The organism is Photobacterium sp. BZF1, assembly GCF_014349205.1.
Lineage (GTDB): Bacteria > Pseudomonadota > Gammaproteobacteria > Enterobacterales > Vibrionaceae > Photobacterium.
This window is the reverse complement of the sequence record NZ_JACSOF010000060.1, coordinates 16,079-36,293: the sequence shown is the minus strand read 5'-3', so window position 1 is coordinate 36,293 and position 20,215 is coordinate 16,079. Positions and strand designations below refer to the sequence as shown.

At 51.6% G+C, this 20,215-nt stretch carries 17 protein-coding genes; 9 read left to right on the top strand and 8 right to left on the bottom strand.

Annotated elements, in window-relative coordinates; all coding sequences use genetic code 11:
* The 3 genes from BIZ37_RS14810 to BIZ37_RS14800 all read left to right on the top strand — a co-directional run.
* Positions 1-2,573: efflux RND transporter permease subunit (locus tag BIZ37_RS14810; RefSeq protein ID WP_187462151.1), on the top strand; the 2,573-nt coding region annotated here is incomplete at its 5' end.
* A gap of 141 nt (positions 2,574-2,714) precedes the next feature.
* Entirely contained in the window at positions 2,715-3,059 is a 345-nt protein-coding gene (locus BIZ37_RS14805; RefSeq protein ID WP_107299412.1) for a hypothetical protein, read from the top strand.
* A 99-nt stretch (positions 3,060-3,158) separates the two neighbouring features.
* Positions 3,159-3,563: a hypothetical protein gene (locus BIZ37_RS14800; RefSeq protein ID WP_187462150.1), complete on the top strand. Its 405-nt coding sequence runs from the start codon at positions 3,159-3,161 to the stop codon at positions 3,561-3,563.
* A gap of 69 nt (positions 3,564-3,632) precedes the next feature.
* Here the strand turns inward: BIZ37_RS14800 and BIZ37_RS14795 are convergent, their stop codons facing one another.
* Positions 3,633-4,865: a serine/threonine protein kinase gene (locus BIZ37_RS14795; RefSeq protein WP_107299411.1), complete on the bottom strand. Its 1,233-nt coding sequence runs from the start codon at positions 4,863-4,865 to the stop codon at positions 3,633-3,635.
* Between the two features lie 361 nt (positions 4,866-5,226).
* Between BIZ37_RS14795 and BIZ37_RS14790 the strand changes: the two genes are divergently transcribed.
* Positions 5,227-6,141: an AraC family transcriptional regulator gene (locus BIZ37_RS14790; RefSeq protein ID WP_107299410.1), complete on the top strand. Its 915-nt coding sequence runs from the start codon at positions 5,227-5,229 to the stop codon at positions 6,139-6,141.
* 61 nt (positions 6,142-6,202) lie between these two features.
* Here the strand turns inward: BIZ37_RS14790 and BIZ37_RS14785 are convergent, their stop codons facing one another.
* The 3 genes from BIZ37_RS14785 to BIZ37_RS14775 form a co-directional block, all read right to left on the bottom strand.
* Complete coding sequence (locus BIZ37_RS14785) at positions 6,203-7,663, bottom strand: sodium:solute symporter (RefSeq protein WP_107299409.1); 1,461 nt, start codon at positions 7,661-7,663, stop codon at positions 6,203-6,205.
* A gap of 9 nt (positions 7,664-7,672) precedes the next feature.
* Positions 7,673-8,608, bottom strand: a complete 936-nt coding sequence (locus BIZ37_RS14780; protein ID WP_107299408.1) for a DMT family transporter — start codon at positions 8,606-8,608, stop codon at positions 7,673-7,675.
* Positions 8,609-8,996: 388 nt separating this feature from the next.
* Entirely contained in the window at positions 8,997-10,214 is a 1,218-nt protein-coding gene (locus tag BIZ37_RS14775) for an MFS transporter (RefSeq protein WP_187462149.1), read from the bottom strand.
* A 231-nt stretch (positions 10,215-10,445) separates the two neighbouring features.
* Between BIZ37_RS14775 and BIZ37_RS14770 the strand changes: the two genes are divergently transcribed.
* The gene (locus tag BIZ37_RS14770) at positions 10,446-11,327 is read left to right on the top strand and encodes a LysR family transcriptional regulator (protein ID WP_187462148.1); all 882 of its coding nucleotides are present in this window, start codon (positions 10,446-10,448) and stop codon (positions 11,325-11,327) included.
* A 76-nt stretch (positions 11,328-11,403) separates the two neighbouring features.
* On the opposite strand, the gene BIZ37_RS14765 is transcribed toward BIZ37_RS14770, so the two are convergent.
* Entirely contained in the window at positions 11,404-12,003 is a 600-nt protein-coding gene (locus BIZ37_RS14765) for a TetR/AcrR family transcriptional regulator (protein WP_187462147.1), read from the bottom strand.
* A 114-nt stretch (positions 12,004-12,117) separates the two neighbouring features.
* Positions 12,118-12,636 (bottom strand): cysteine hydrolase family protein, encoded by a 519-nt coding sequence (locus BIZ37_RS14760; RefSeq protein ID WP_187462146.1) that lies wholly within the window; start codon positions 12,634-12,636, stop codon positions 12,118-12,120.
* Between the two features lie 157 nt (positions 12,637-12,793).
* On the opposite strand from BIZ37_RS14760, the gene BIZ37_RS14755 reads away from it, so the two are divergent.
* The 3 genes from BIZ37_RS14755 to BIZ37_RS14745 all read left to right on the top strand — a co-directional run bounded on the left by BIZ37_RS14755 (position 12,794) and on the right by BIZ37_RS14745 (position 16,133).
* The gene (locus tag BIZ37_RS14755) at positions 12,794-13,759 is read left to right on the top strand and encodes a GlxA family transcriptional regulator (RefSeq protein WP_187462145.1); all 966 of its coding nucleotides are present in this window, start codon (positions 12,794-12,796) and stop codon (positions 13,757-13,759) included.
* 113 nt (positions 13,760-13,872) lie between these two features.
* A complete protein-coding gene (locus BIZ37_RS14750) occupies positions 13,873-14,991 on the top strand; it encodes an alkene reductase (protein ID WP_187462144.1) in 1,119 nt (372 codons plus the stop codon).
* Between the two features lie 20 nt (positions 14,992-15,011).
* Positions 15,012-16,133 carry an alkene reductase gene (locus tag BIZ37_RS14745; protein WP_187462143.1) on the top strand — a complete coding sequence of 374 codons (1,122 nt, stop codon included), beginning with the start codon at positions 15,012-15,014 and terminating at the stop codon, positions 16,131-16,133.
* A 95-nt stretch (positions 16,134-16,228) separates the two neighbouring features.
* Here BIZ37_RS14745 and BIZ37_RS14740 read toward each other — a convergent pair whose 3' ends face one another.
* The gene (locus tag BIZ37_RS14740; RefSeq protein WP_187462142.1) at positions 16,229-17,104 is read right to left on the bottom strand and encodes a D-hexose-6-phosphate mutarotase; all 876 of its coding nucleotides are present in this window, start codon (positions 17,102-17,104) and stop codon (positions 16,229-16,231) included.
* A gap of 99 nt (positions 17,105-17,203) precedes the next feature.
* Positions 17,204-18,223 (bottom strand): LacI family DNA-binding transcriptional regulator, encoded by a 1,020-nt coding sequence (locus BIZ37_RS14735; RefSeq protein WP_187462141.1) that lies wholly within the window; start codon positions 18,221-18,223, stop codon positions 17,204-17,206.
* A gap of 195 nt (positions 18,224-18,418) precedes the next feature.
* Between BIZ37_RS14735 and BIZ37_RS14730 the strand changes: the two genes are divergently transcribed.
* Entirely contained in the window at positions 18,419-20,188 is a 1,770-nt protein-coding gene (locus tag BIZ37_RS14730; RefSeq protein ID WP_187462140.1) for a class I mannose-6-phosphate isomerase, read from the top strand.
* Positions 20,189-20,215 lie beyond the last annotated feature (27 nt).

Sequence of the window (20,215 nt, the reverse complement as noted above, 5' to 3'; positions counted from 1 at the left end):
GGCTTGGCGGGGGTAAGTCCTATGCGTTGAGGATCTGGATCGACCGCCAGAAGCTGGCAGCGAGGGGCTTGACGGTGACAGATATCGAAGATGCCCTGCGCGACGACAATATCGAGTTGCCTGCCGGATCGGTGGAATCCGAAAGCCGTCAGTTTACGGTGCGAACCCAGCGTAGCTTTATTTCCCCGGAGGACTTTGTACGTCTGGTGGTCGGTACGGGAGATGATGGTTATTTGATCCGGCTTGGGGATGTGGCTGAAGTCGAACTGGCCGCAGAAGAAGAGCGGATCACCTTTAGGGGCAATACCCAGGATATGATTGGCCTTGGGATCACCCGCCAGTCGAAGGCCAATACACTCGAAGTGGCCCGGGCGGCCAATGCCTTGGTCGACCAGCTTAACCCGACTTTACCGCCGGGTATGGAAATCAAGCGCTCCTATGATTCATCGGTATTTATCCAGGCCTCGATTGACGAGGTCTACAAGACCTTGATGATCGCCCTTGGGTTGGTCGTCGTGGTGATTTACCTATTTCTTGGCAGCGTTCGCGCCATGTTAATCCCTGCCTTGACCTTGCCGGTATCATTAATTGGTGCTTTCACGGTGCTTTATGCCCTTGGTTTTACCCTCAACCTGCTGACCTTGCTGGCATTGATCTTGGCTATCGGGATTGTGGTCGATGATGCCATTGTGATGCTGGAGAACATCCACCGCCGGATCAGTACCGGTGAGCCGCCGCTCAAGGCGGCATACCTAGGGGCAAAACAGGTGAGTTTTGCCATCATTGCGACAACGGTGGTGCTGGTTGCGGTTTTCCTGCCTATTGGGTTCCTCGAGGGGGATTTGGGCAAACTGTTCCGGGAGTTCTCGATTGCCATCAGCGCGGCAGTCATCCTTTCCTCGCTGGTGGCGTTGACACTAAGCCCGATGATGGCTTCGAAACTGATGCAGCCCGCTGGGCAGGAACGCGGTCTGGTAAGGTTCATCAGCCGAGCTATGGCGGCCTTGACAGCCAACTATAAATCCATGCTTTCCCGTGCCATCCAACGCCCTGTACGCGTTATTGTGGTGCTGTTGGTGGTGCTGGCAACCTGTGGCTGGCTGCAGTATAAATTGCCGTCTGAATTTGCCCCGCGCGAGGACAGGGGGGCAATGTTTATCATCATCAATGGCCCGCAGGGGGCGAGTTTTGATTTTATCCAACCTTATATGGATGAGGTGGAGCACCGTTTGATGCCCTTGGTGGAATCAGGCGAAATCAAACGGCTATTGATCCGTGCGCCGCGAGGCTGGGGACGTGTTGCCGACTTCTCCAATGGCTTTGCCATTGTGGTGCTTGAAGATTGGGCCAAACGACGTCCTGCTGGCGCCATTATTGGCGATATCCGCAAGCGGCTGGGTGATTTGGCTGGGATCACTGCTTTTCCTGTGATGAGGCAGCCGTTTGGCCGTGGGGTCGGTAAGCCGGTGCAGTTCGTGCTGGGGGGCGGCAGTTATGAAGAGTTGGCCCAGTGGCGGGATATCTTGCTTGATGCTGCTGCCAGCAACGCCAATATCGTCGGGCTGGATCATGACTATAAGGAAACCAAGCCGCAGCTTAGGATCGTGATTGATCGCGACCGGGCTGGCGATCTCGGTGTCTCGTTGAAGTCGATTGGCCAGACGCTTGAGTCTATGCTCGGCTCCCGTCAGGTAACAACTTACACTTGGCGTGGTGAAGAATACGATGTGGTGATTGAAGGCCAGCGCGAGCGGCAGAATACAGCGGCAGACTTGGCCAACCTCTATGTCCGGGCCGAACAGGCCGACGAGTTGGTCCCGCTTTCAAGCCTGATCAGTGTTGATGAATATGCCGGGGCACCGCAACTCAATCGTTATAACCGGGTACGGGCGATCACCCTTGAGGCTAATCTTGCCGAGGGCTATACCTTGGGTGAAGCCCTCGGGTACCTCAATGGTTTGGTTGAGGAGTTGCTACCCACTGACGCTGTGGTTAATTACAAGGGCGCTTCCAAGGACTACCAGGACTCCAGCACCTCGATTGTGTTCATCTTTGCCCTGGCGTTGCTGGTGGTCTTTCTGGTGCTGGCGGCACAGTTTGAGAGTTATATCCACCCATTGATCATCATGTTTACCGTCCCGCTGGCTACCCTTGGGGCTTTGCTCGGGCTCTATTTCACCGACCAGACCCTCAACATTTATTCGCAGATCGGGCTTATCATGCTAATCGGCCTGTCAGCCAAAAACGGCATATTGATTGTCGAGTTCGCTAACCAACTGCGCGATCAGGGAATGGCGTTTGATGAAGCCTTGCTGGAGGCTGCTTCCGAGCGGTTGCGACCAATCCTAATGACAGCCATCACCACCATTGCGGGGGCGGTCCCTCTGATTATGGCGACGGGGGCAGGGGCTGAAAACCGGATTGTGATTGGTATTGTGGTGCTGTGTGGTATCACCGTAGCGACCCTGTTTACCCTGGTGGTGATCCCTGTGATGTACCGCTTGCTGGCCCGCCATACCCAGAGCCCGGAGTTTGTCTCGCGTCAGTTGGCGCAGCAGATGGAGGAAAGCTGAGTAGGAGGCGTGGGAAATAGATTGGAAAGCCTCGAATTCATCAAGAAAAGTGCTGTTTTATACTGAATTTGAGGCTGTTGATACGACAATCCCGCATGATTTCGTTACTATCACAGCAAGACTTATTCTGGTGATATTGATATGAAAATTTCTGTTGATGGCGGCTCGTTCAAAGTCGCGATTGAAACTGAATTCGACGGGCTTACCGATGAGGCCGTTGCAATCTACAGTGAAACCTTAGAGCAGGCAAAAACCAACGACAAGACGATTTTGCGCCTTTTGCAAATCATCCTCGAGCACCGTGACACCGATGAGGCTATCGGCTACGCCGTTTTGGGCCTGCTCGGTTGGTACCACGCCAACATCAACCCGGTTGAAGATCAGGACATCGAGCTAAATTTGCCGAAAATCCTTCCGCATCTGATCAACCCTGCGGGTGATTTGACCGCAACCAGTGCCAGCGAGGGCAGCACTTTCTTGCATTGATGGGATTTGTGGTTTACACCTGTTTTACACAAAAACCAGCGGGCGCACCCTGCTGGTTTTTTTATCGAATTTTATTGCTTAGTAGAACAGGTATAGCAAGTGAGTGAATTAAACGATCTAAAGAAAAGAGATATCAGGGTTGGCTATGATCGGGGCAATTTAGTTGTTGAGGTATTAACCCTTGGTTGGAGAGGCCCTCACACCCCTGTTGAAAAGTGGGTCGTAGCCGAAACCATTCCGTGTTGCATGACGCCAATAACATTCGATATTGATAATCCCCGTATTCCTGTCATAGTCCCACCAAATGGGGAGCCAACTCAGGAAGAGGGAATAATAGGTACTTCGGTTTTTGCAGTTGAAGAGGCCATTGAGCGGGTCTTGAACGGTGGGAAGTATTTTGGCCACTGCAAGCATTGTAATGACTATTTTCAGGCAGGATATATGTTTATGGAAGAGCGATGCTGCCATGGCTGTGCCCATGTGCATCTGGGCATCGTGTTTTAGTTGTTGATAGGCTCTAAAGACCAAAGCCTGGCGGTATTACCGCCAGGCTTTTTGTTAGGGCTAGATTGATTAGTATTCCCAATGCTCGATACTGTGGGCGCCAAAGAATTGGTTTTCAAAGTAATCTTCGCAGGTACCTTCTCGCCAAACATCGGCGGTTGCACAGTGGAGACCGCCACCAAAGGCATACGCATCACGCAGGTCGACAGGAATGACCTCAAAGCCAAGCTTGTCGAACTGTTCCATTTGAGGGTGCTCAGAGGCTTCAACACATACTGTTTTGTGATCAAGGATCAGGGTATTCATTGATAGCCAGGTACTTGAGTAACAAAGTGGTGGTGGGTTATCCCAAGCTGGTGCTACGGCTTCAACAATCTCCCAACCGTTTTTCTCGAAGATATCGCGCTGCCCTTTAAATAGTGGGCGGTGCGGGTTGAGTAACATCAATCCAGGGCGTAATGGGCAGAAAGTCGCATCAATATGGATTGGATGGTTGTCCTCGAAGCTGAGGGTATGCACGCGGTATCCCTGTGGCTCGTATTTGCGTTTAATCCAACGTATCCCTGCTAAGTTTGTTGTCAGCCCGTGCTGGACAAAAATATCTTTGCCCAAACGCATGACATCCGCTGCATCGAAAAGAATATCATGCTCGTTGGTGCTGTATTCCTTACGCAGGGAGCGCGCCATGGTCTCTTCATCGGATAAATATTCATATGCGGCAACGTAGTCCATCCGGAAACTTTCATCGGCTAGGCGGGGGCGTGGAGCCTGTTCGATAATACAGTTAGGGTCTGACTCGAAGTATTCACGCAACAGGTCAACATAGGCTAAATATTCGAAGTAGCGGCTCCGGAAGCTCATCGGTGCCATCAAAATGCTTTTGCCCATGGTGAGCAAGCAATCTCGTGGTGGCATACAACCGAATCCGGAGCTGATAGTGAAGTCCGGCGTGGTAATGCGTTGATGCCAATCAACTGCTCCCGGGCGGTCAACAATGATCCCGCGATCTTCCAGGGTTTTGGCAAAGCCATTGAGGCACTCATTGGCACGGTCGATGGTTTCCTGGGTTCGGCGCCCTGCTTTACTGCCACGCATCGGGGAGTCTGCTGGGATTTTTTCATTACTAGCCGGGCAGGCTTCAGGGATATGTTGGTTATCGGCGATACCGACAATGACATGGCGGAGTGGGTCAAAATCATTATGGGACTCTACATGCAAGCCTTCTCGGACATAGGGTACGCCTGATTCTTTCCTCTCTAGGGGCTGAGATGCATTTGGGTATAGATCATTGGAAACACTCATGACAAACACTCCACAAAATAAACTGATTAATGATGTTGGTTGAATAACACTGTGTTGCTATCCATGAGCTCTATTTTGCGAAAATAAAGGTTTTCTAATAGCCAATAAATGCCGAAAACTGGTGTTTTTCTGCCGGTTTAATTTTAGGTAAATAGCGATGAAACTTCTTTCATTAAATAAGAATAATTATCCGCAATTAATAAATCAATTGGATTTGAGTGCTGGGTTTTAATTGTTTATATGTCGAATTAACTATATTTTCGCTATTGGCTGGGGGTATATCACGCTTTGGTGTTCATGGGCTGGAGATTTATGAAAACGGTGGTAAACATAGCTACTACTGTCAAGGGAGGTGAAGGCCATGTGTCCACGGGTTATTGCCAATACTCCGAAGTTTCTGATGTTTGACCTGCAGAAAGTCAATGAAACTGAGCATATGATATTCGGCGCCGACTATATTTTGGTTGCGCCACGTACCGCTGGGTGTACCTTGCACCTTGCATCGACTCAGTACAAGCTGAAGGTTGGCCAGTTAGTGTTATTGGCCCCCTTCAACCCTTTCCGCCTATCTTTGTTCTCGTCCGGCGGGCAGGGAAGAGCAGATTGTGACGTGTTGCATTTTAGGTTAAATGCATTGGGCCAGACTTTTGTTGATAGTGTCCAGTTCAAACCCATTAAACAGATGCTGGATGATTCCCGCAGTGGACTATTGTTTGAGGACCGGCAAAATGAAGCTATTCGGCAATATATCGAGCCGATGCAAAATACGTTCGACTTTATTCAAGTGCTGAACTTACTTGGGCTACTGAACCATTTAGCTGTTAAGCAACCTATCCAACGCTTAATTAACAATTGCGTTGAAATATCCAATTCTAAGCGGGCTGAAGATAGGGTGCAGTTGGCCCTTAAATATATTGACCAGCATTTAGGGGACCCTATATCGGTTGCCAAGGTGGCCGATCAACTCCACATGGCAGACAGCACATTCTCCCGTTTCTTCCATGCCAATATGGGTATCACCTTCCGCCAATATTTAATTGAGCAGCGGGTGAGGCAGGCTGCCCGATATTTGGTGACAACGGATTGGAGTATTTCCCATATTGGTACGGAAGTTGGGTTTTCATCATTATCTAACTTTAACGCCAAATTTAAAGGGTTGCTTAAGGCGACCCCGCGAGAATACCGAGCCAAACATATTGATATGAGAAAAGGGATTGATACTTCACGCTCTGTGGAAGGCCAAGTGACCAAACAGTTTTTCGATAATGTTTGCTGATTGGAGAGGAAAACGGGAAAACGCAAAAACCTAATGATGCGTTTTCCCTCTCAGTATCTGCCTACCTTGGCCGGAGAATGTGCGCAGGGTGTTGGCGCTGAGAAACGAGTGATACAAACCAGTAGCTACCGCAGGCCAGGAATGAGGCATATAGCGGAGCTTCTACCCACCCTAGGTTGAATTTCCAAAACAGAAGGCAGCCAGAGAAGAAGCCGACCAATATTGAGGTGAGTGCGGCGTATATATTGGTTTTTACCACCTGTGCCAGCAGTGTGGGAGCGACTAATGCCGCCATCAAGGTGCCGGAGCCCAGGATAGCCAGCATTGATAACATAAAGGGTGGTGCCACCAGCATCAGCAGGAATCCGGTCAAGCCCAACAGAATAACCGCTAGCCGGTTAAGCCTCAGAAGTTGGCGGTGGTTGAGGGTACATTTGGGCCAAACGGCCTGCCTTAGATCGTGGGAGACGGCACTGGCGATGGCATGCAGCACCGAGTTGGCGGTGGACTTCATTGCAAACAGGATAAATAAGGTAACAATCGCTGACACCGCTGGGGATAGAAATAGCATCAGGAATGTCGGCATGGCCTCATCCGGGGTGGCCAAGTGGGGGACCTTGATTTTGACATACAGTCCTGCGAGGGGGACGAGGCTAAGTAAGCAGGCTATAGGGGTCATATAAGCGGCGACATGGTGAAGCTTGGTCGTCTTGGCTAGGGCCATAAACCTAATAGACATATAGGGTAGAGTAGCGCTGTAGATGAATGCATAAGGCAAGACCAAAAACACATGCCAAACGGAAGTGCCGTAGGGGCCAGAATCCGTTGGGGCAAGCAAGCTCGGATCAATAGCATTGAGCCCTTCAAGCAACTGGCTGGGTGACAAGTCTGCAAATATGGTGACCACAATAATCAAAGCCGAGACACACATGCCGATAACCATAAAACAATCGGTAAAGGCAACGGCTGCCAGGCCACCAATCGAGGTATACAGAATAATAATTGCCACCATTAGCAATGAGGCTGATGTTACATCAATTCCCAACCATTGACCGGCAAGAAGCCCCAGGGCTTTGATTTGCCCGACGAGGAAAACCAATAGCAGTAACACTGTGATGATTGCGGTAATGGCTTGGGTGAGCCGCTTGATTGATTCAGGGCCATCATGGCTGCAGGCAATGTACTCTGGGATGGTCAGGCTCCCAATTTTGCTCGCACGCCGATGTAAGAAACGAGCACAGAACAACACGGCAAAAACCATTGCCGGAGCGAAGAAAAAATTACCCAGCAGCTCAACGGCACCGTATTTATAGGCCACGCCCGGTGAGCCCATAAATCCCCAGCCTGAAAAGCCGGTAGCGACGATGGTCGCCGCCCCGACGAAAGGGCCTAGGGTGTTAGCGGCCAGTAAGAAGCCGCCTTCACCATTACCTTTTCGGACAATTTTATCGCTGTAGAGTGCGAGCCCGGCCATCACAATGACGGTGATTAGCAAAAGACTCCAATTTAGCCAGGCATCCATGTTCGCCTCCTAGTGTTCAAATTGCGCGTGTTTGGGAAGCTGTTGTTTTTTCCTCATGCCGATGACCACTTCTCCCATCCCGCCACCAATGACGAGCAGTCCCCCGATGGCTTGGAGCAGCGTGAGCGACTCACTGAACAGCAAGATCCCGATACCGGCACCTACGACGGTTTCTAGATAGGAGACACATGCCAACTCCGCTGCTTTTAGGTGTTTTGCAGCAATTGTGAGTAAGGAAAGGGCACCAAAGCCGATGAAGAAGCCCATTGCAATCAACCAAACCCAAGAGGAGGTATCCATCTCTGCTAGCGAAGGCGGGCTGATGAAGAAGTAGACACCGATTGCCACGGCTCCAAACAGGAAGTTGAAGAACGAACGCACATCTGAGCTGACATCAGCGCGGTAGCGGCTCAGGAATAAATACAGGCCGTACCCGACACCTGATGCAAGCCCGAGCATGTCGCCGATAAAGGTCTCCCTTGAGAAAGATAGGGTGATTATCAAGCCGGATTGGCTGTCATAACTGATGATGCCGATAACAAAAAGGCAGCCGATGAAAACGGCAGTAAGAAGCATCGCAGTCAGCCGTGATATTTTCTCTTTGAGGAAGATTGCTGCGAGAATGGTTGAAAACACCGGGCCGGAGTAAATTAGAAATACCGCATTGGCCAAGGTGGTGTATTGCGTTGCCGATACATAGGCTGCAAGGCAGAGGCCAAGGCATGCGCCACTGGCAATAACACTCGGGGTTAACTTGGTCGAGGAAAGTAATGGTACTTTCCGTTTGTACAACAAAATAGCCAAAATACAGATAGCACCGACTGTCATTCGGGTAAATGCAATGACGTCTCCGGAGGTGTTTATATTACGGGCAAATAAGCCAACAAACCCCATCAGCGTCGCCGAGACGATCATGGTGCTATATCCTAGCGTCTTCGTATTCATGTTCACTCCTTGGAGCTATGCTGGTGGTGGGATGGCGCTAAGTTGCCTCCCCCTGTCCATTCCAGGTAGCCAAAAATTATTGTGACAATGATACAAAGCGTCACCATCGCAATAATGAAGGCATCAATGGACCAGTACCCCGTTAGCATGCTCTTTCCCCTTATCTTGAAATGGATGTACTCGATATATCGCCGGCAGATATATACAGATCACTCAATATATTGCCGCCAGGCAGGTAATAAACTAGTTAAAAGCTGCTGCAAAACTGCTGATTGCTGCCCTTGGCGGATTGGTGTGATGTCGGTTGAACAATGCGGGAAAAGCAAAAAGCCTGACGGCAGTGCCGTCAGGCTTTTTGAGGTTCAAATGTTGAGGCTTGAAGTGTGCTTTAAACCACTTGGGTAGTATTGGCCACGACCTTGTTGTTTGGCTCGACTTCGTTGCTTAGCGCTTTCTTGTCCAAGCGACCGCTCAGGCGGGTTAGCAGCAAGGCAACAATCACAATTGCAGCGCCGGCCCAAGGGGTATGCATCAGTCCAGCTTCAGCGACGATGTGGCCGCCACCCCATGAACCTAGGGCAATACCGATGTTGAAGGCCGCGATGTTTAGGCCAGAAGCGACATCGACTGCATCCGGGCTGACTTTCTCAGCCAGTTTTACCACGTAGACCTGCAAACCCGGTACGTTACCGAAGGCGAAGGCACCCCATACCAAGATGGTCGCAACAGCAGCAATCGGGTTGTAAGCGGTCACATTGAACACCAACAGAGTTACCGCTAGGCCGATGAAAATAATGGTCAGGGCTTTGATTGGGCCCATCTTGTCAGCCATCTTACCGCCCCAGATGTTACCGATAGCCACGGATACACCGTATACCAGCATGATCAGGCCAATCGCACCGGAGTTGAAACCAGACACATCTTCCAAGATAGGTGCCAGATAGGTAAAGGCTGTGAAGGTACCGCCGTAACCTAGCGCAGTGATGGCATATACCAGCAGCAGGCGAGGCTGGGTCAACACTTTAAGCTGTGACGATAGCTTGGCCGCTGGCGGCTGCTTGAGGTTACCTGGGACCAAAAATGCACTACCAATCAGGGCAATCAAGCCAAGCAGAGCAACAATCAAGAAGGTTGCCTGCCAACCAAAGGTTTGGCCGATATAGGTACCCAGCGGTACACCGGTTACCAGGGCCACAGTTAGGCCGGTAAACATGATGGCAATGGCACTGGCGGCTTTCTCTTTCGATACCAGCCCGGTTGCGATAGTCGAGCCAATGGAGAAGAACACCCCGTGGGCCAGACCGGTCAGGATACGTGCCAATACCAGGGTGTTATAACCCGGGGCCTGCCATGCCAGCAGGTTACCGGCAACAAATAGGCTCATGACTGATAGCAGGACAACCTTGCGGTTCCATTTACCGGTTAAGGCGGTCAAAACCGGGGCGCCTACGGCAACACCCAGGGCATACAAACTGACTAGCAGGCCGGCAGAAGGTAGTGAAACATTAAGGTCGGCTGCCATGGTTGGGATCAAGCCCACGATGACGAATTCTGTGGTTCCGATAGCAAAGGCGCTTAGCGTCAATGCCAATAGTGCTAAAGGCATAGTCTTTCTCTCTATTGATGTAATCAAACCGCCGCTACAACCCTGCTTTTAGGTCTCAAGCTTTAAGGTCTCAAGGTGTTAAGCTTTATCGCTAACCCTTCGCGGCACTCTCTCTGTTGGCAGGCATTATTCAAAAAAATGCTATTGCTAAAAACAGCACCTTTTACAAATGATTTTTGCTATAAATGAAAAAATGCAAAGGTGATAAAAGACGTTGAAAGGAAAGGTGCCATGCTAACGCGCTCTGATGATTTGGAAATTTTACTGACCGTGGTCGATAGCGGCGGCTTCTCTGCCGCTGCTGAGGCATTGGATATCCAGGTTGCACGGGTCTCAAGGGCCGTCAGTAAGGTCGAGAAACAGCTCGGTGTGTCTATTCTCAACCGCACAACCCGCAGGGTAGAGTTGACCGATGAAGGACGGCAGTTCATCGAGGCGGTGAGAACGGGCCTGCAGCATATCCAACAGGCCGAGGAAGACATCATGCAGCGAGGTGAGTTACCAAAGGGGAGGCTGAGGGTAGATGCAGCCAGCCCGTTTGTATTCCACCAGCTGGTCCCGTTGATCCAGCCATTCAAAGCCGCTTATCCCGAGATAGAGCTTGAGCTGACATCCAATGAAGGTTTCGTTGATTTGTTGGAAAAGCGTACCGATGTGGCGATCCGTATCGGCAAGCTAGATGATTCCACCTTGCATGCCCGGCCACTTGGCAGGAGTCCGCTGTATATTGTCGCTGCGCCGGAATACCTTGCCAAGCGTGGCCTCCCCAAGCAGGTCAACGAGTTGCACCAGCACGATTTGATTGGTTTTGCCGGTGCTAAAATTCTCAATCGCTGGCCGCTCAAAGGATTGGAGTCCATCACCCCTTCGATGATCTCAAGCAACGGCGAGACAGTCCGCCAGCTGGTACTGGCCGGTAATGGCATCTCGTGCCTGTCGGGCTTTATGGTCAACAAGGATTTGGAGGAGGGGCGTCTGGTCTCTTTGCTGGAAACAGAAAAACTGGTCAATACCGGCCGCGAGCAGGTCAATGCCGTATTCTATAAATCGTCCTCGGTTGCTAGGCGGATCTCGGCCTTTATAGATTTTATCCAGCCGCAATTGACGCTATAGGTGCGTGGTTTGCTGTGAATATCAAAAAGCCAGCACTGGAGTCTGGCTTGATAGGTAATGGCAATAGAGCTATCGCCTAGAACGGATAGTGCTTGAACACATCCTCAATCATTTGCTTGAGGGGGGCGCCATTTTCACCTTCATCCGGGCCGTTGACGCGGGCATAGGTGCGAAGTCCCGAGATCTGGACCTGAATGTGGCGGGCCAGTTGGTGCGGGTCTTTCTCTTTGTCAACCTCACCCATCTCTTGGGCTTCGACGATCAGCTTTTCGAACTCACTCTCCATTTTGCGGAAAGAGCGTTTGGCTTCTTGCAGCAGTTCTTCATGCTCGCCGGTGAGCTCGGCCACCGTCTTGGCCAGCATACACATACCACTCGGTGCTCCCTGCTGGGTGTTGATCACCAACTGCTCCATGAACAGTTTCAGAGCAGCCACGGGTGAGGCACTATTTGCCCGGCAAGCGGCCAATCTCGCCACCCCTTGTTCGGTGTAATGTTGCAGGGCTTCTTTGAATAGCCCCTCTTTGCTGCCGAAGGCGGCGTAAATGCTGCCGGGACGCATATCTATGACGTCTTGTAGGTTACGCATAGATGTAGCGTGAAACCCTTTTTCCCAATACAGGCTCGTGGCTTTGTCGATGACTTGCTGACGGTCAAATTTTGCATGGTTTGCCATGATGAGTTTCCAGCCTAATAAGTGAACGATAGTTCAATTTTAAGCTGAACATGGACTCAAGTCTAATCTATGTTTATTCCCGAGCCCCGAGCCCCGAGCCCCGAGCCTATTCCCTTACAACACCTGCTCACTGGCCACCAACTCAACTCGGGTCGAGACCGCATGGAGAGCAATATTGTGGATCATCTCATCGACCGTGGTGCAGCAATCCATCAGCATTGACACTTTGTACTTCTCTGCCGCTTTGGAGATAGCGGTGTGGGTCACGCAGTTCTGGGTCATCATGCCGCAGACCAGCAACTCATCGACACCCTGGCGGCTCAGTACTTGCTCAAGGTTGGTCTGCTCGAAGCTATCGGCAAAATGCTTGATCACCACTTCAGCTTGTGGGGCTGCTGCCATGATCTCTGGATGGATCTCAGCACCTTGGGTGTCTTGATTGAAAAATGGCGCGAGGCCCATCGCCGGATCAGCAAGGTGCTGGATATGGATCACCGGAATGTTTTGCTGGTTGGCTTTTGCAATGGCCGTTTTGATGTTGGCGAGGGTTTGCTCGGTATTCCACAGCGGAAATTTACCACCTGGGAAATAGTCATTTTGTAGGTCGATTACAAGTAGTGCTTTCTTAGACATTAGCGGACTCCTGTTACGTGTGTGAGGTTTAAACCAAGGGGTTAAACAATGAATATGGAGCCAGTATAGGGATTGATCTGCGTGTTTCTTAGTGTCTAAAATGACATAAATAAGGTTAAAACTGACAAAAGCCTTTTCTACTAAAGAGCCTTTCCCGATGAATTCTGATGTTATTTCTATCGCCATTGTCCAGTACCCCAACAGCCTGCGCTCGGCGGTATATGGCCTGGAGGAGCTATTTGCCATGGCGAACCATGCCAGTAAAGAGCAGGGGGTAGATGTAACCTTCAAGGCAGAGGTTATTCCCTTTGATATACACAGCTTGCATGATAAGGCACATCCAGATAACAAGGCTGCAGGCTATGCGGTTGTGATATTGCCGCCGAGCCAGCTTGGCGATGATTACCTCATGCCTCCACAAGCGTTAATTGGATGGCTGGGTAAGCAGCACCAACAGGGCAGTATTTTGGCATCGGCCTGCGCCGGGGCATTTATCTTGGCCCGGACAGGACTGCTGGCAGGTAAGCAGGTAACAACCCATTGGGGGCTGGCGCAGGCATTGCTCCAGCAGTTTCCGGAGTTACAAATGGCGACGGATAAGATCCTTATCAACCAGGGCGATGTGATCACCGCCGGAGGGATGATGTCATGGCTGGATCTGGGGCTGGAGGTTGTCTCGCAACTGGGTTCGCCAGCACTGATGCGGTTGGTGGGCAAAATGCTGGTGGTCGATACCGGCGCCCGCGAGCAACGCTACTACCAGCAGTTCAGCCCTAGCTACCAGCATGGCGACATGGCTATTGTCGCACTGCAACACGAGCTAAATAAACGTTACAGCCAGACCCAGAGTATTGCCGGCCTGGCGCGCAGGGCCAACCTGACCGAACGTACCTTGTTGCGCCGTTTTGTCAAAGCGACCGGTTTCAAACCTACCCAGTACCTCCAGCGCCTGCGGGTACAGAAGGCCTGCGAGCTGCTGGAAACAACCGCTGAACCTTTCGAATCCATTGCCCGCCAGATCGGTTATGAAGATGTTAGTGCATGCCGCAAGGTATTTATCAAGGTGATGGGGCTGAGCCCTGGCGAATTCAGGAAGCGCTTCGTGGCCAATCGCACAGCTTAAATAGGCCGTTTTGATTATTTCATTTTCTACAAAAGTTATTTGTCATTCTTGCTATCAATGAAAAACTGATGACTTGCTAGACTGCCCCCATCCTAATTGAGAGGGCAGCAGTTATGACCAAGTCACTATTCCAGCCGATGACACTCGGCCGCCTTACCCTGAAAAATCGCATTGTCATGCCTCCGATGACACGCTCACGTGCCAGCCAACCGGGCGATGTGGCCAATGATTTGATGGCAACTTACTACGCCCAGCGCGCCAGTGCCGGCTTGATTGTTTCCGAAGGGACCCAGATTTCATCAATGGCCAAAGGCTATGCCTGGACACCGGGTATCTATACCCCGGAGCATATCGCTGGCTGGAAAAAAGTTACCGATGCGGTCCATGCCGAAGGTGGCGCTATCTTCGCCCAGCTATGGCATGTCGGCCGTGTGACCCACCCTGACAACATCGGTGGCGAGCAACCTATTTCTTCATCGGCGATCAAGGCAGAAAACGTCAAGGTATTTATCGACAACGGTACCGATGCACCAGGTTTTGTCGATGTGGTTGAGCCGCGCGAGATGACTGTTGAAGAGATCAAGAACGTTGTTGAGCAGTACCGCCAAGCTGCCCTTAATGCAGTAGAAGCCGGCTTCGATGGTATCGAGCTGCATGCCGCCAACGGTTACCTGATTAACCAATTTATCGACTCAGAAGCCAATAACCGCACCGATGCCTATGGTGGCAGTCTGGAAAATCGCCTGCGCTTTTTGGATGAAGTGGTTGCTGCCATGGTTGAAGCCATTGGAGCTGACCGTGTGGGTGTTCGCCTTGCGCCTTTGACGACGCTTAACGGCACCGTTGATGCCAACCCGCAAGAAACCTATACCGCTGCTGCAGCGCTGCTTAACAAGCACAATATTGTGTACCTGCACATTGCCGAAGTGGACTGGGATGACGCGCCAGATACGCCAAAATCATTCAAGCAGGCGCTGCGTGAAGCCTATCAAGGCGTATTGATTTACGCTGGCCGCTACGATGGTGACAAAGCTGGGCAAGCCATTGGCGAAGGTTTGGCAGACATGATTGGCTTTGGCCGTCCGTTTGTGGCCAACCCGGATCTGCCAGCTCGGATTGAAAACGGTTACCCACTGGCCGCGCATGATCCAGAAACCCTGTTTGGCGGGGCTGAAAAAGGTTTGATCGATTACCCAACTTACCAGGCTGAAACCAGCCAAGAGTGTGTTTAAGTTTTAGCTGGAGAGAAACAATGCTATTTGAATCATTTAATTACGGTCAGCAGTCATTCGAAAACCGTATTGCTATGGCGCCAATGACCCGTTCGCGTACCTCGCAGCCGGGTGATGTGCCAAACGACATGATGGCGACCTATTACAAGCAGCGTGCCAATGCCGGTTTGATCATCACTGAAGGCGCGCCAATCTCTGCGGTTGGCCGTGGTTATTCGATGACGCCGGGTATCTATACCCAAGCCCACATCGACGGTTGGAAAAAAGTCACTGAGGCTGTACACAGCGCAGGCAGTAAAGTCTTTATCCAGCTTTGGCACGTAGGCCGCCGCAGCCATGAAACTATCGCCGGTGAGCAACCGGTATCGGCATCGGCGGTAAAAGATCCCGATCAGGTGTTTGGCCCATTGCCTGAAGGCGGTTTTGGTATGGTGGAAACCGGTATGCCACGCGCTTTGAGCGAGCAGGATATCCAAGACACTATTGCTGATTTTGTCCAAGCGGCTAAAAATGCGATGGAAGCGGGCTTTGATGGTGTTGAGATCCACGCTGCCCACGGGTACCTGATTGACCAGTTCATGCGAATGGCAAGCAACCAGCGTACAGACCAGTATGGTGGTTGCCAGGAAAACCGCATGCGTTTCATGCTAGAAACCGTTGAAGCGGTTGCCAAAGAAATCGGCAGTGACAAAGTGGCTATCCGTGTGTCACCGCACGTGATTGAAGGTTATGCCGAAGAAGATCCTGAGATTATTCAGCTGACGCTTAAAGCATTGGCAAAACTGGCACCGATGAATCTGGCTTATGTCCACTTCTCGGAAAATATTTCGCGCTACGTCGAAGCGCCGGAATCTTTCCGCCAGCAAGTGCGGGAAGTGTACCCGAACCCAATTATGGTAGCGGGCAAGCTGACCAAGGAAACGGCCCAGCAACTGCTTGATAAGCAATATGCTGACTTGGTGGCCTTCGGTACACCATATGTGACCAACCCGGATCTGGTACAGCGCTTCAAAAATGACTGGCCGCTTACCGAGTTCGATGCCGATGCCCGTCTGACCCTTTATGGAGGCAATGACAAGGGTTACATCGACTACCCGGAGTACCAGCAAGCTCAAATCAAAACGCAGGCCCAGCCAGCCTAGCTTGTAAATCAGCACATTAATTGTACGTGACATTAACGGAACGGCCCCAATCATTGATCGCCAATGGTTGGGGCCTTTTTTGTTTTGTTGCCTAATTAGCTGATGGTCATTTTCAGCACATGTTCTTCGCCCGGCTGTAAACAAACGGGTTGCTGGAATACTGCCGGTTCAACGCAGAACATTTTGAGGTAGTCATCGTCTGCCAAATCTGCCATTACTGCAGCTCCCTCCCGCCAAGGCGACCAGGCCACCAAGCTGTCATGGCCGGTTGCTGCTATCTGCGTTGTACCTTGTGGCAATGAAAGGACACAGTTTGTTTCTGGGGCGATGTAAACATGATCCAGCGCCTTGGCAAAGGCCAGTGTGCCATTTCCATTGCAGGGAGTTCCGTTATCCACACTGTCGAGATATGGCCGGCCTAGGCCAGTCAGTTCGCTTTGGCGGATATCGTCAGTGGCAAAGTAGCTATGGAAAGCACCGGTGTACGACCAAGGTTTGGTGCCGGTGTTTTTGCTGGTCAGCGCCAATGTCAGGGATTCGCCGATTATGATGTCTAGCTGCAGCTCAAAGTGGTGTGGCCAAAGTGATAACGTATGCTCGTTGGCGCTGAGTGACAACCGCAGCCGGGCCTCCTGCTCATCGCTTTCGCTGTGATCCAGATCCCATAGCGATTGGCGGGCAAACCCGTGGGCGGGTTGCGAAAGTGGGTCGGGGCCTGGCTTGTGGTTGCCAAACCATGGCCAGCATAGTGGGATACCACCGCGTATAGCTGTGCGGTGGTTGAATATGGCCCTTTCACCCAGCCATAACCTTTGATGGGAGTGGGTCGGTTGGAAGCGCAGCACCTGGCCACCAAACAGTGAGATATCGGCAGTTGCTTTGGGATGGCGGACATGGATAACAGGCACATCCTGGATGCTACCAAGGTGGATGTTTCCAAGGTGGCTACTTCCAAGGCGAATGGTGTTCATGGAATAGGACTCTCTTGATTGGATTTGATCGAAAACAGTGGAACGATGATCAAGGCTGTCTTGGGATCAATACTTGATCATCGTTCCGGAAATCGTGCTCTAGCGATTGTCTTTGGGATCAGCGCTGCCACAGGACTGGCGGATCATCAGCTTCGGCGGGATGATGATCCGCTTTTGGGGTTCGGTATTGCCGCGGATACGTTCTAGCAGCGCTTCACCGGCACGACGGCCGATCTCCCTCGCCGAGACAGAAATAGTGGTCAGGGCCGGATAGGTATCGGCAGCTTCCGGGACATCGTCAAAACCGGTAATGGCAATATCCTTGCCTGGTTCGAGTTGATGCTGGCGCAAGGTACGGATTGCCCCGAAGGCGACAATATCGTGGTAGCACACCACCGCAGTAACTTCCGGATGATGCTTGAGCAGGGTTGCCATTGCCGCAGCGCCGCCATTGCGGGTTGCCGGGCAGGTGGCCATCCAGCCCAGTTGTGGGGTGATGTTATGCTCGATCAGCTTGCTCATGTAGCCGCCCATCCGGCTGGCCCGGTTTTTCGACGCTTTGTCACCGCCGATAAAGGCGATGTGGCGGTGACCGAGATCAAGCAGGTGTTGGGTGACCAGTTGCCCACCGTAAAAGTTATCGGTACCGACATAGTCATAGTCGGTGCCTTCAATATCCCTTACTGCCAGGATCACCGGCAGCTGGCGCCGTTTGAGGGTGGCAAGGAACTGCTGGTCTGTCCCTTTGGCCGGGCATAGCACCAGCCCGCCGGCTTTCTGGCTCAGCAGGGACTCGATAAATTTCTTCTGCCGCGCAACGGCATCTTCGCTGTTGGCTAAAAACAGCATCAGGTCGTTGTCTTCCATCTCCTGGCTGAGTCCGGCTGTCATCTCACTGTAGAACGGGTTGGTAATATCATTGAGCAGCAGGCCGATCTGGTTACTGTGCTGGTTACGCAGGTTGGCGGCGGTTTGGTTGTAGACATAGCCCAGCTCATCAATGGCCTGCAGCACACGCTGGCGGGTCTTGTCGGAAATTCTTCCTTTATCTCTCAGTACCATAGACACGGTAGCGGTGGAAACACCACAGTGCTTGGCAACATCAACAATGGTAGCCATATTGGATTTAAACCTAAGGTTAATCGTTTAATCTAATAATAATGATTGAAAAGCGACCTTTTTGTGACATAAATCACGCCAAAACACCAAGGTTAATCGTTTAAACCATAACTGAGTGGTTAAACACATTAACCAAATTGCTGGATAGTGGTTAATCGATATATCTTCACCTCAACGAATTGATGAGGTGCAATCATGAGCTACTTGAACAACCAAAAAGCAAACTACGACAAATTCCCCCATATCGATGTGGCAGGTTTTGCCGGCCAGAGCTGGCAGGGCTGGGATAACCTGTTTGATGCGGTCGACAGCAAGATCCACGCTTTGGGCCAAGACAAAACCGTACTGGTTGTCGACTGTTACCCTGGCGTTAACCTAAACGATTTGGAACAGGCTCTGACAGCGGCATTCCCCCAGGCCTTGCTGTTGTGCTCTGAGCAGGCTAAATACCCGGAAGAGAAAATCTTCGCCATGATCGAGCGCCATATCACCGATGACAGGGTGTTCGGTGTGATTGCCCCTCACAAACTGGTTGAGTTCTTCGATGATGAGCAGGTTTATGCCCTCAAGCGCAATGTCCATGAGAGCCAATCGAAGCTGGTGGTGGTTTATGGCCCGGGTGCCTCGTTGATCCACGATGGCGATGTCCATGTCTATGCCGATCTGGCCCGTTGGGAAATCCAGCAGCGCTACCGCCGTGGTGAAATTGGCAACTGGGGTGTCGAGAACAATGACGAAGATGTCCTGCGCCGATACAAGCGTGCATTCTTCATCGAGTGGCGTGTCTTCGACCGCTACAAGACGCCGCTGCTCAAACGTACTGATTTCCTGCTTGATACCAATGTAGCCGATACCCCTAAGCTGATCAGTGGTGATGCGTTCCGCGCCGGCCTGGAGCAGGCCACAAACCAACCTTTCCGTCTTGTGCCGTTCTTTGACCCGGGCGTATGGGGTGGCCAGTGGATGAAGGAAGTGTGCGACCTTGATCCGGACAAGCCTAATTACGCATGGTGTTTTGACTGTGTGCCGGAAGAGAACAGCCTTTACTTGATGGTGGATGGTATCCGCGTCGAAATCCCATCACAGGATTTGGTGATGCTGCAGCCCCGTGCCCTGCTGGGTGAGGAGGTTCATGCCCGTTTCGGTGCCGAGTTCCCGATCCGCTTTGACTTCCTCGATACCATGCAGGGACAGAATCTCAGCTTGCAGGTCCACCCGCTGACCGAATACATCCAGCAGGAATTTGGCATGCACTACACCCAGGACGAGAGCTACTACATGCTTGATGCCGGTGATGATGCAACGGTTTACCTTGGTGTGAAGAACGATGTCGACCCGGATGCGATGATGGCCGATCTCCAGGCTGCGCAGCGCGGTGAAAAATCGTTTGATGACGAGCGTTTTATCAATAAGTTCCCAGCCAAGAAGCACGACCACTTCTTGATCCCAGCAGGGACAATCCACTGCTCCGGCAGCAATGCGATGGTACTGGAAATCAGTGCAACGCCGTATATCTTTACCTTTAAGCTGTGGGATTGGGATCGCCTGGGAATGGATGGTTTGCCACGCCCGGTTCACCTAGAGCATGGTAAGGAAGTGATCCAGTGGGACCGCGATACCGATTGGACTGAAGAGAACTTGGTCAACCGTGTCGACTTCATTGCCGAGGGCGATGGCTGGCGCGAAGAGCGAACCGGTTTGCATGAGCGAGAGTTCATCGAAACCCGCCGCCACTGGTTCAGTAAGGCTGTGACCCACAATACCGGCGGTAACGTCAATGTCCTCAACCTGATTGAAGGCCGTGAGGCGATTGTCGAGAGCCCGACCGGTGCCTTCGAACCTTATGTGGTGCACTACGCGGAAACCTTCGTCATTCCAGCATCGGTTGACGAGTACGTTATCCGCCCGTACGGCGAAAGCGAAGGCCAGGAAATTGCCACCATCAAGGCTTACGTGCGCAACTAACCCTGAATTTATCTGTTCCTACAGTTA

Excerpts from the sequence above, each read along its gene's own strand:
- BIZ37_RS14730 (WP_187462140.1), top strand. The coding sequence starts at position 18,419 with ATGAGCTACTTGAACAACCAAAAAGCAAACTACGACAAATTCCCCCAT.
- BIZ37_RS14785 (WP_107299409.1), bottom strand. The coding sequence starts at position 7,663 with ATGGATGCCTGGCTAAATTGGAGTCTTTTGCTAATCACCGTCATTGTG.
- BIZ37_RS14780 (WP_107299408.1), bottom strand. The coding sequence starts at position 8,608 with ATGAATACGAAGACGCTAGGATATAGCACCATGATCGTCTCGGCGACG.
- BIZ37_RS14765 (WP_187462147.1), bottom strand. The coding sequence starts at position 12,003 with ATGGCAAACCATGCAAAATTTGACCGTCAGCAAGTCATCGACAAAGCC.
- BIZ37_RS14735 (WP_187462141.1), bottom strand. The coding sequence starts at position 18,223 with ATGGCTACCATTGTTGATGTTGCCAAGCACTGTGGTGTTTCCACCGCT.
- BIZ37_RS14795 (WP_107299411.1), bottom strand. The coding sequence starts at position 4,865 with ATGAGTGTTTCCAATGATCTATACCCAAATGCATCTCAGCCCCTAGAG.
- BIZ37_RS14790 (WP_107299410.1), top strand. The coding sequence starts at position 5,227 with ATGTGTCCACGGGTTATTGCCAATACTCCGAAGTTTCTGATGTTTGAC.
- BIZ37_RS14805 (WP_107299412.1), top strand. The coding sequence starts at position 2,715 with ATGAAAATTTCTGTTGATGGCGGCTCGTTCAAAGTCGCGATTGAAACT.
- BIZ37_RS14775 (WP_187462149.1), bottom strand. The coding sequence starts at position 10,214 with ATGCCTTTAGCACTATTGGCATTGACGCTAAGCGCCTTTGCTATCGGA.
- BIZ37_RS14745 (WP_187462143.1), top strand. The coding sequence starts at position 15,012 with ATGCTATTTGAATCATTTAATTACGGTCAGCAGTCATTCGAAAACCGT.
- BIZ37_RS14750 (WP_187462144.1), top strand. The coding sequence starts at position 13,873 with ATGACCAAGTCACTATTCCAGCCGATGACACTCGGCCGCCTTACCCTG.
- BIZ37_RS14755 (WP_187462145.1), top strand. The coding sequence starts at position 12,794 with ATGAATTCTGATGTTATTTCTATCGCCATTGTCCAGTACCCCAACAGC.
- BIZ37_RS14770 (WP_187462148.1), top strand. The coding sequence starts at position 10,446 with ATGCTAACGCGCTCTGATGATTTGGAAATTTTACTGACCGTGGTCGAT.
- BIZ37_RS14760 (WP_187462146.1), bottom strand. The coding sequence starts at position 12,636 with ATGTCTAAGAAAGCACTACTTGTAATCGACCTACAAAATGACTATTTC.
- BIZ37_RS14740 (WP_187462142.1), bottom strand. The coding sequence starts at position 17,104 with ATGAACACCATTCGCCTTGGAAGTAGCCACCTTGGAAACATCCACCTT.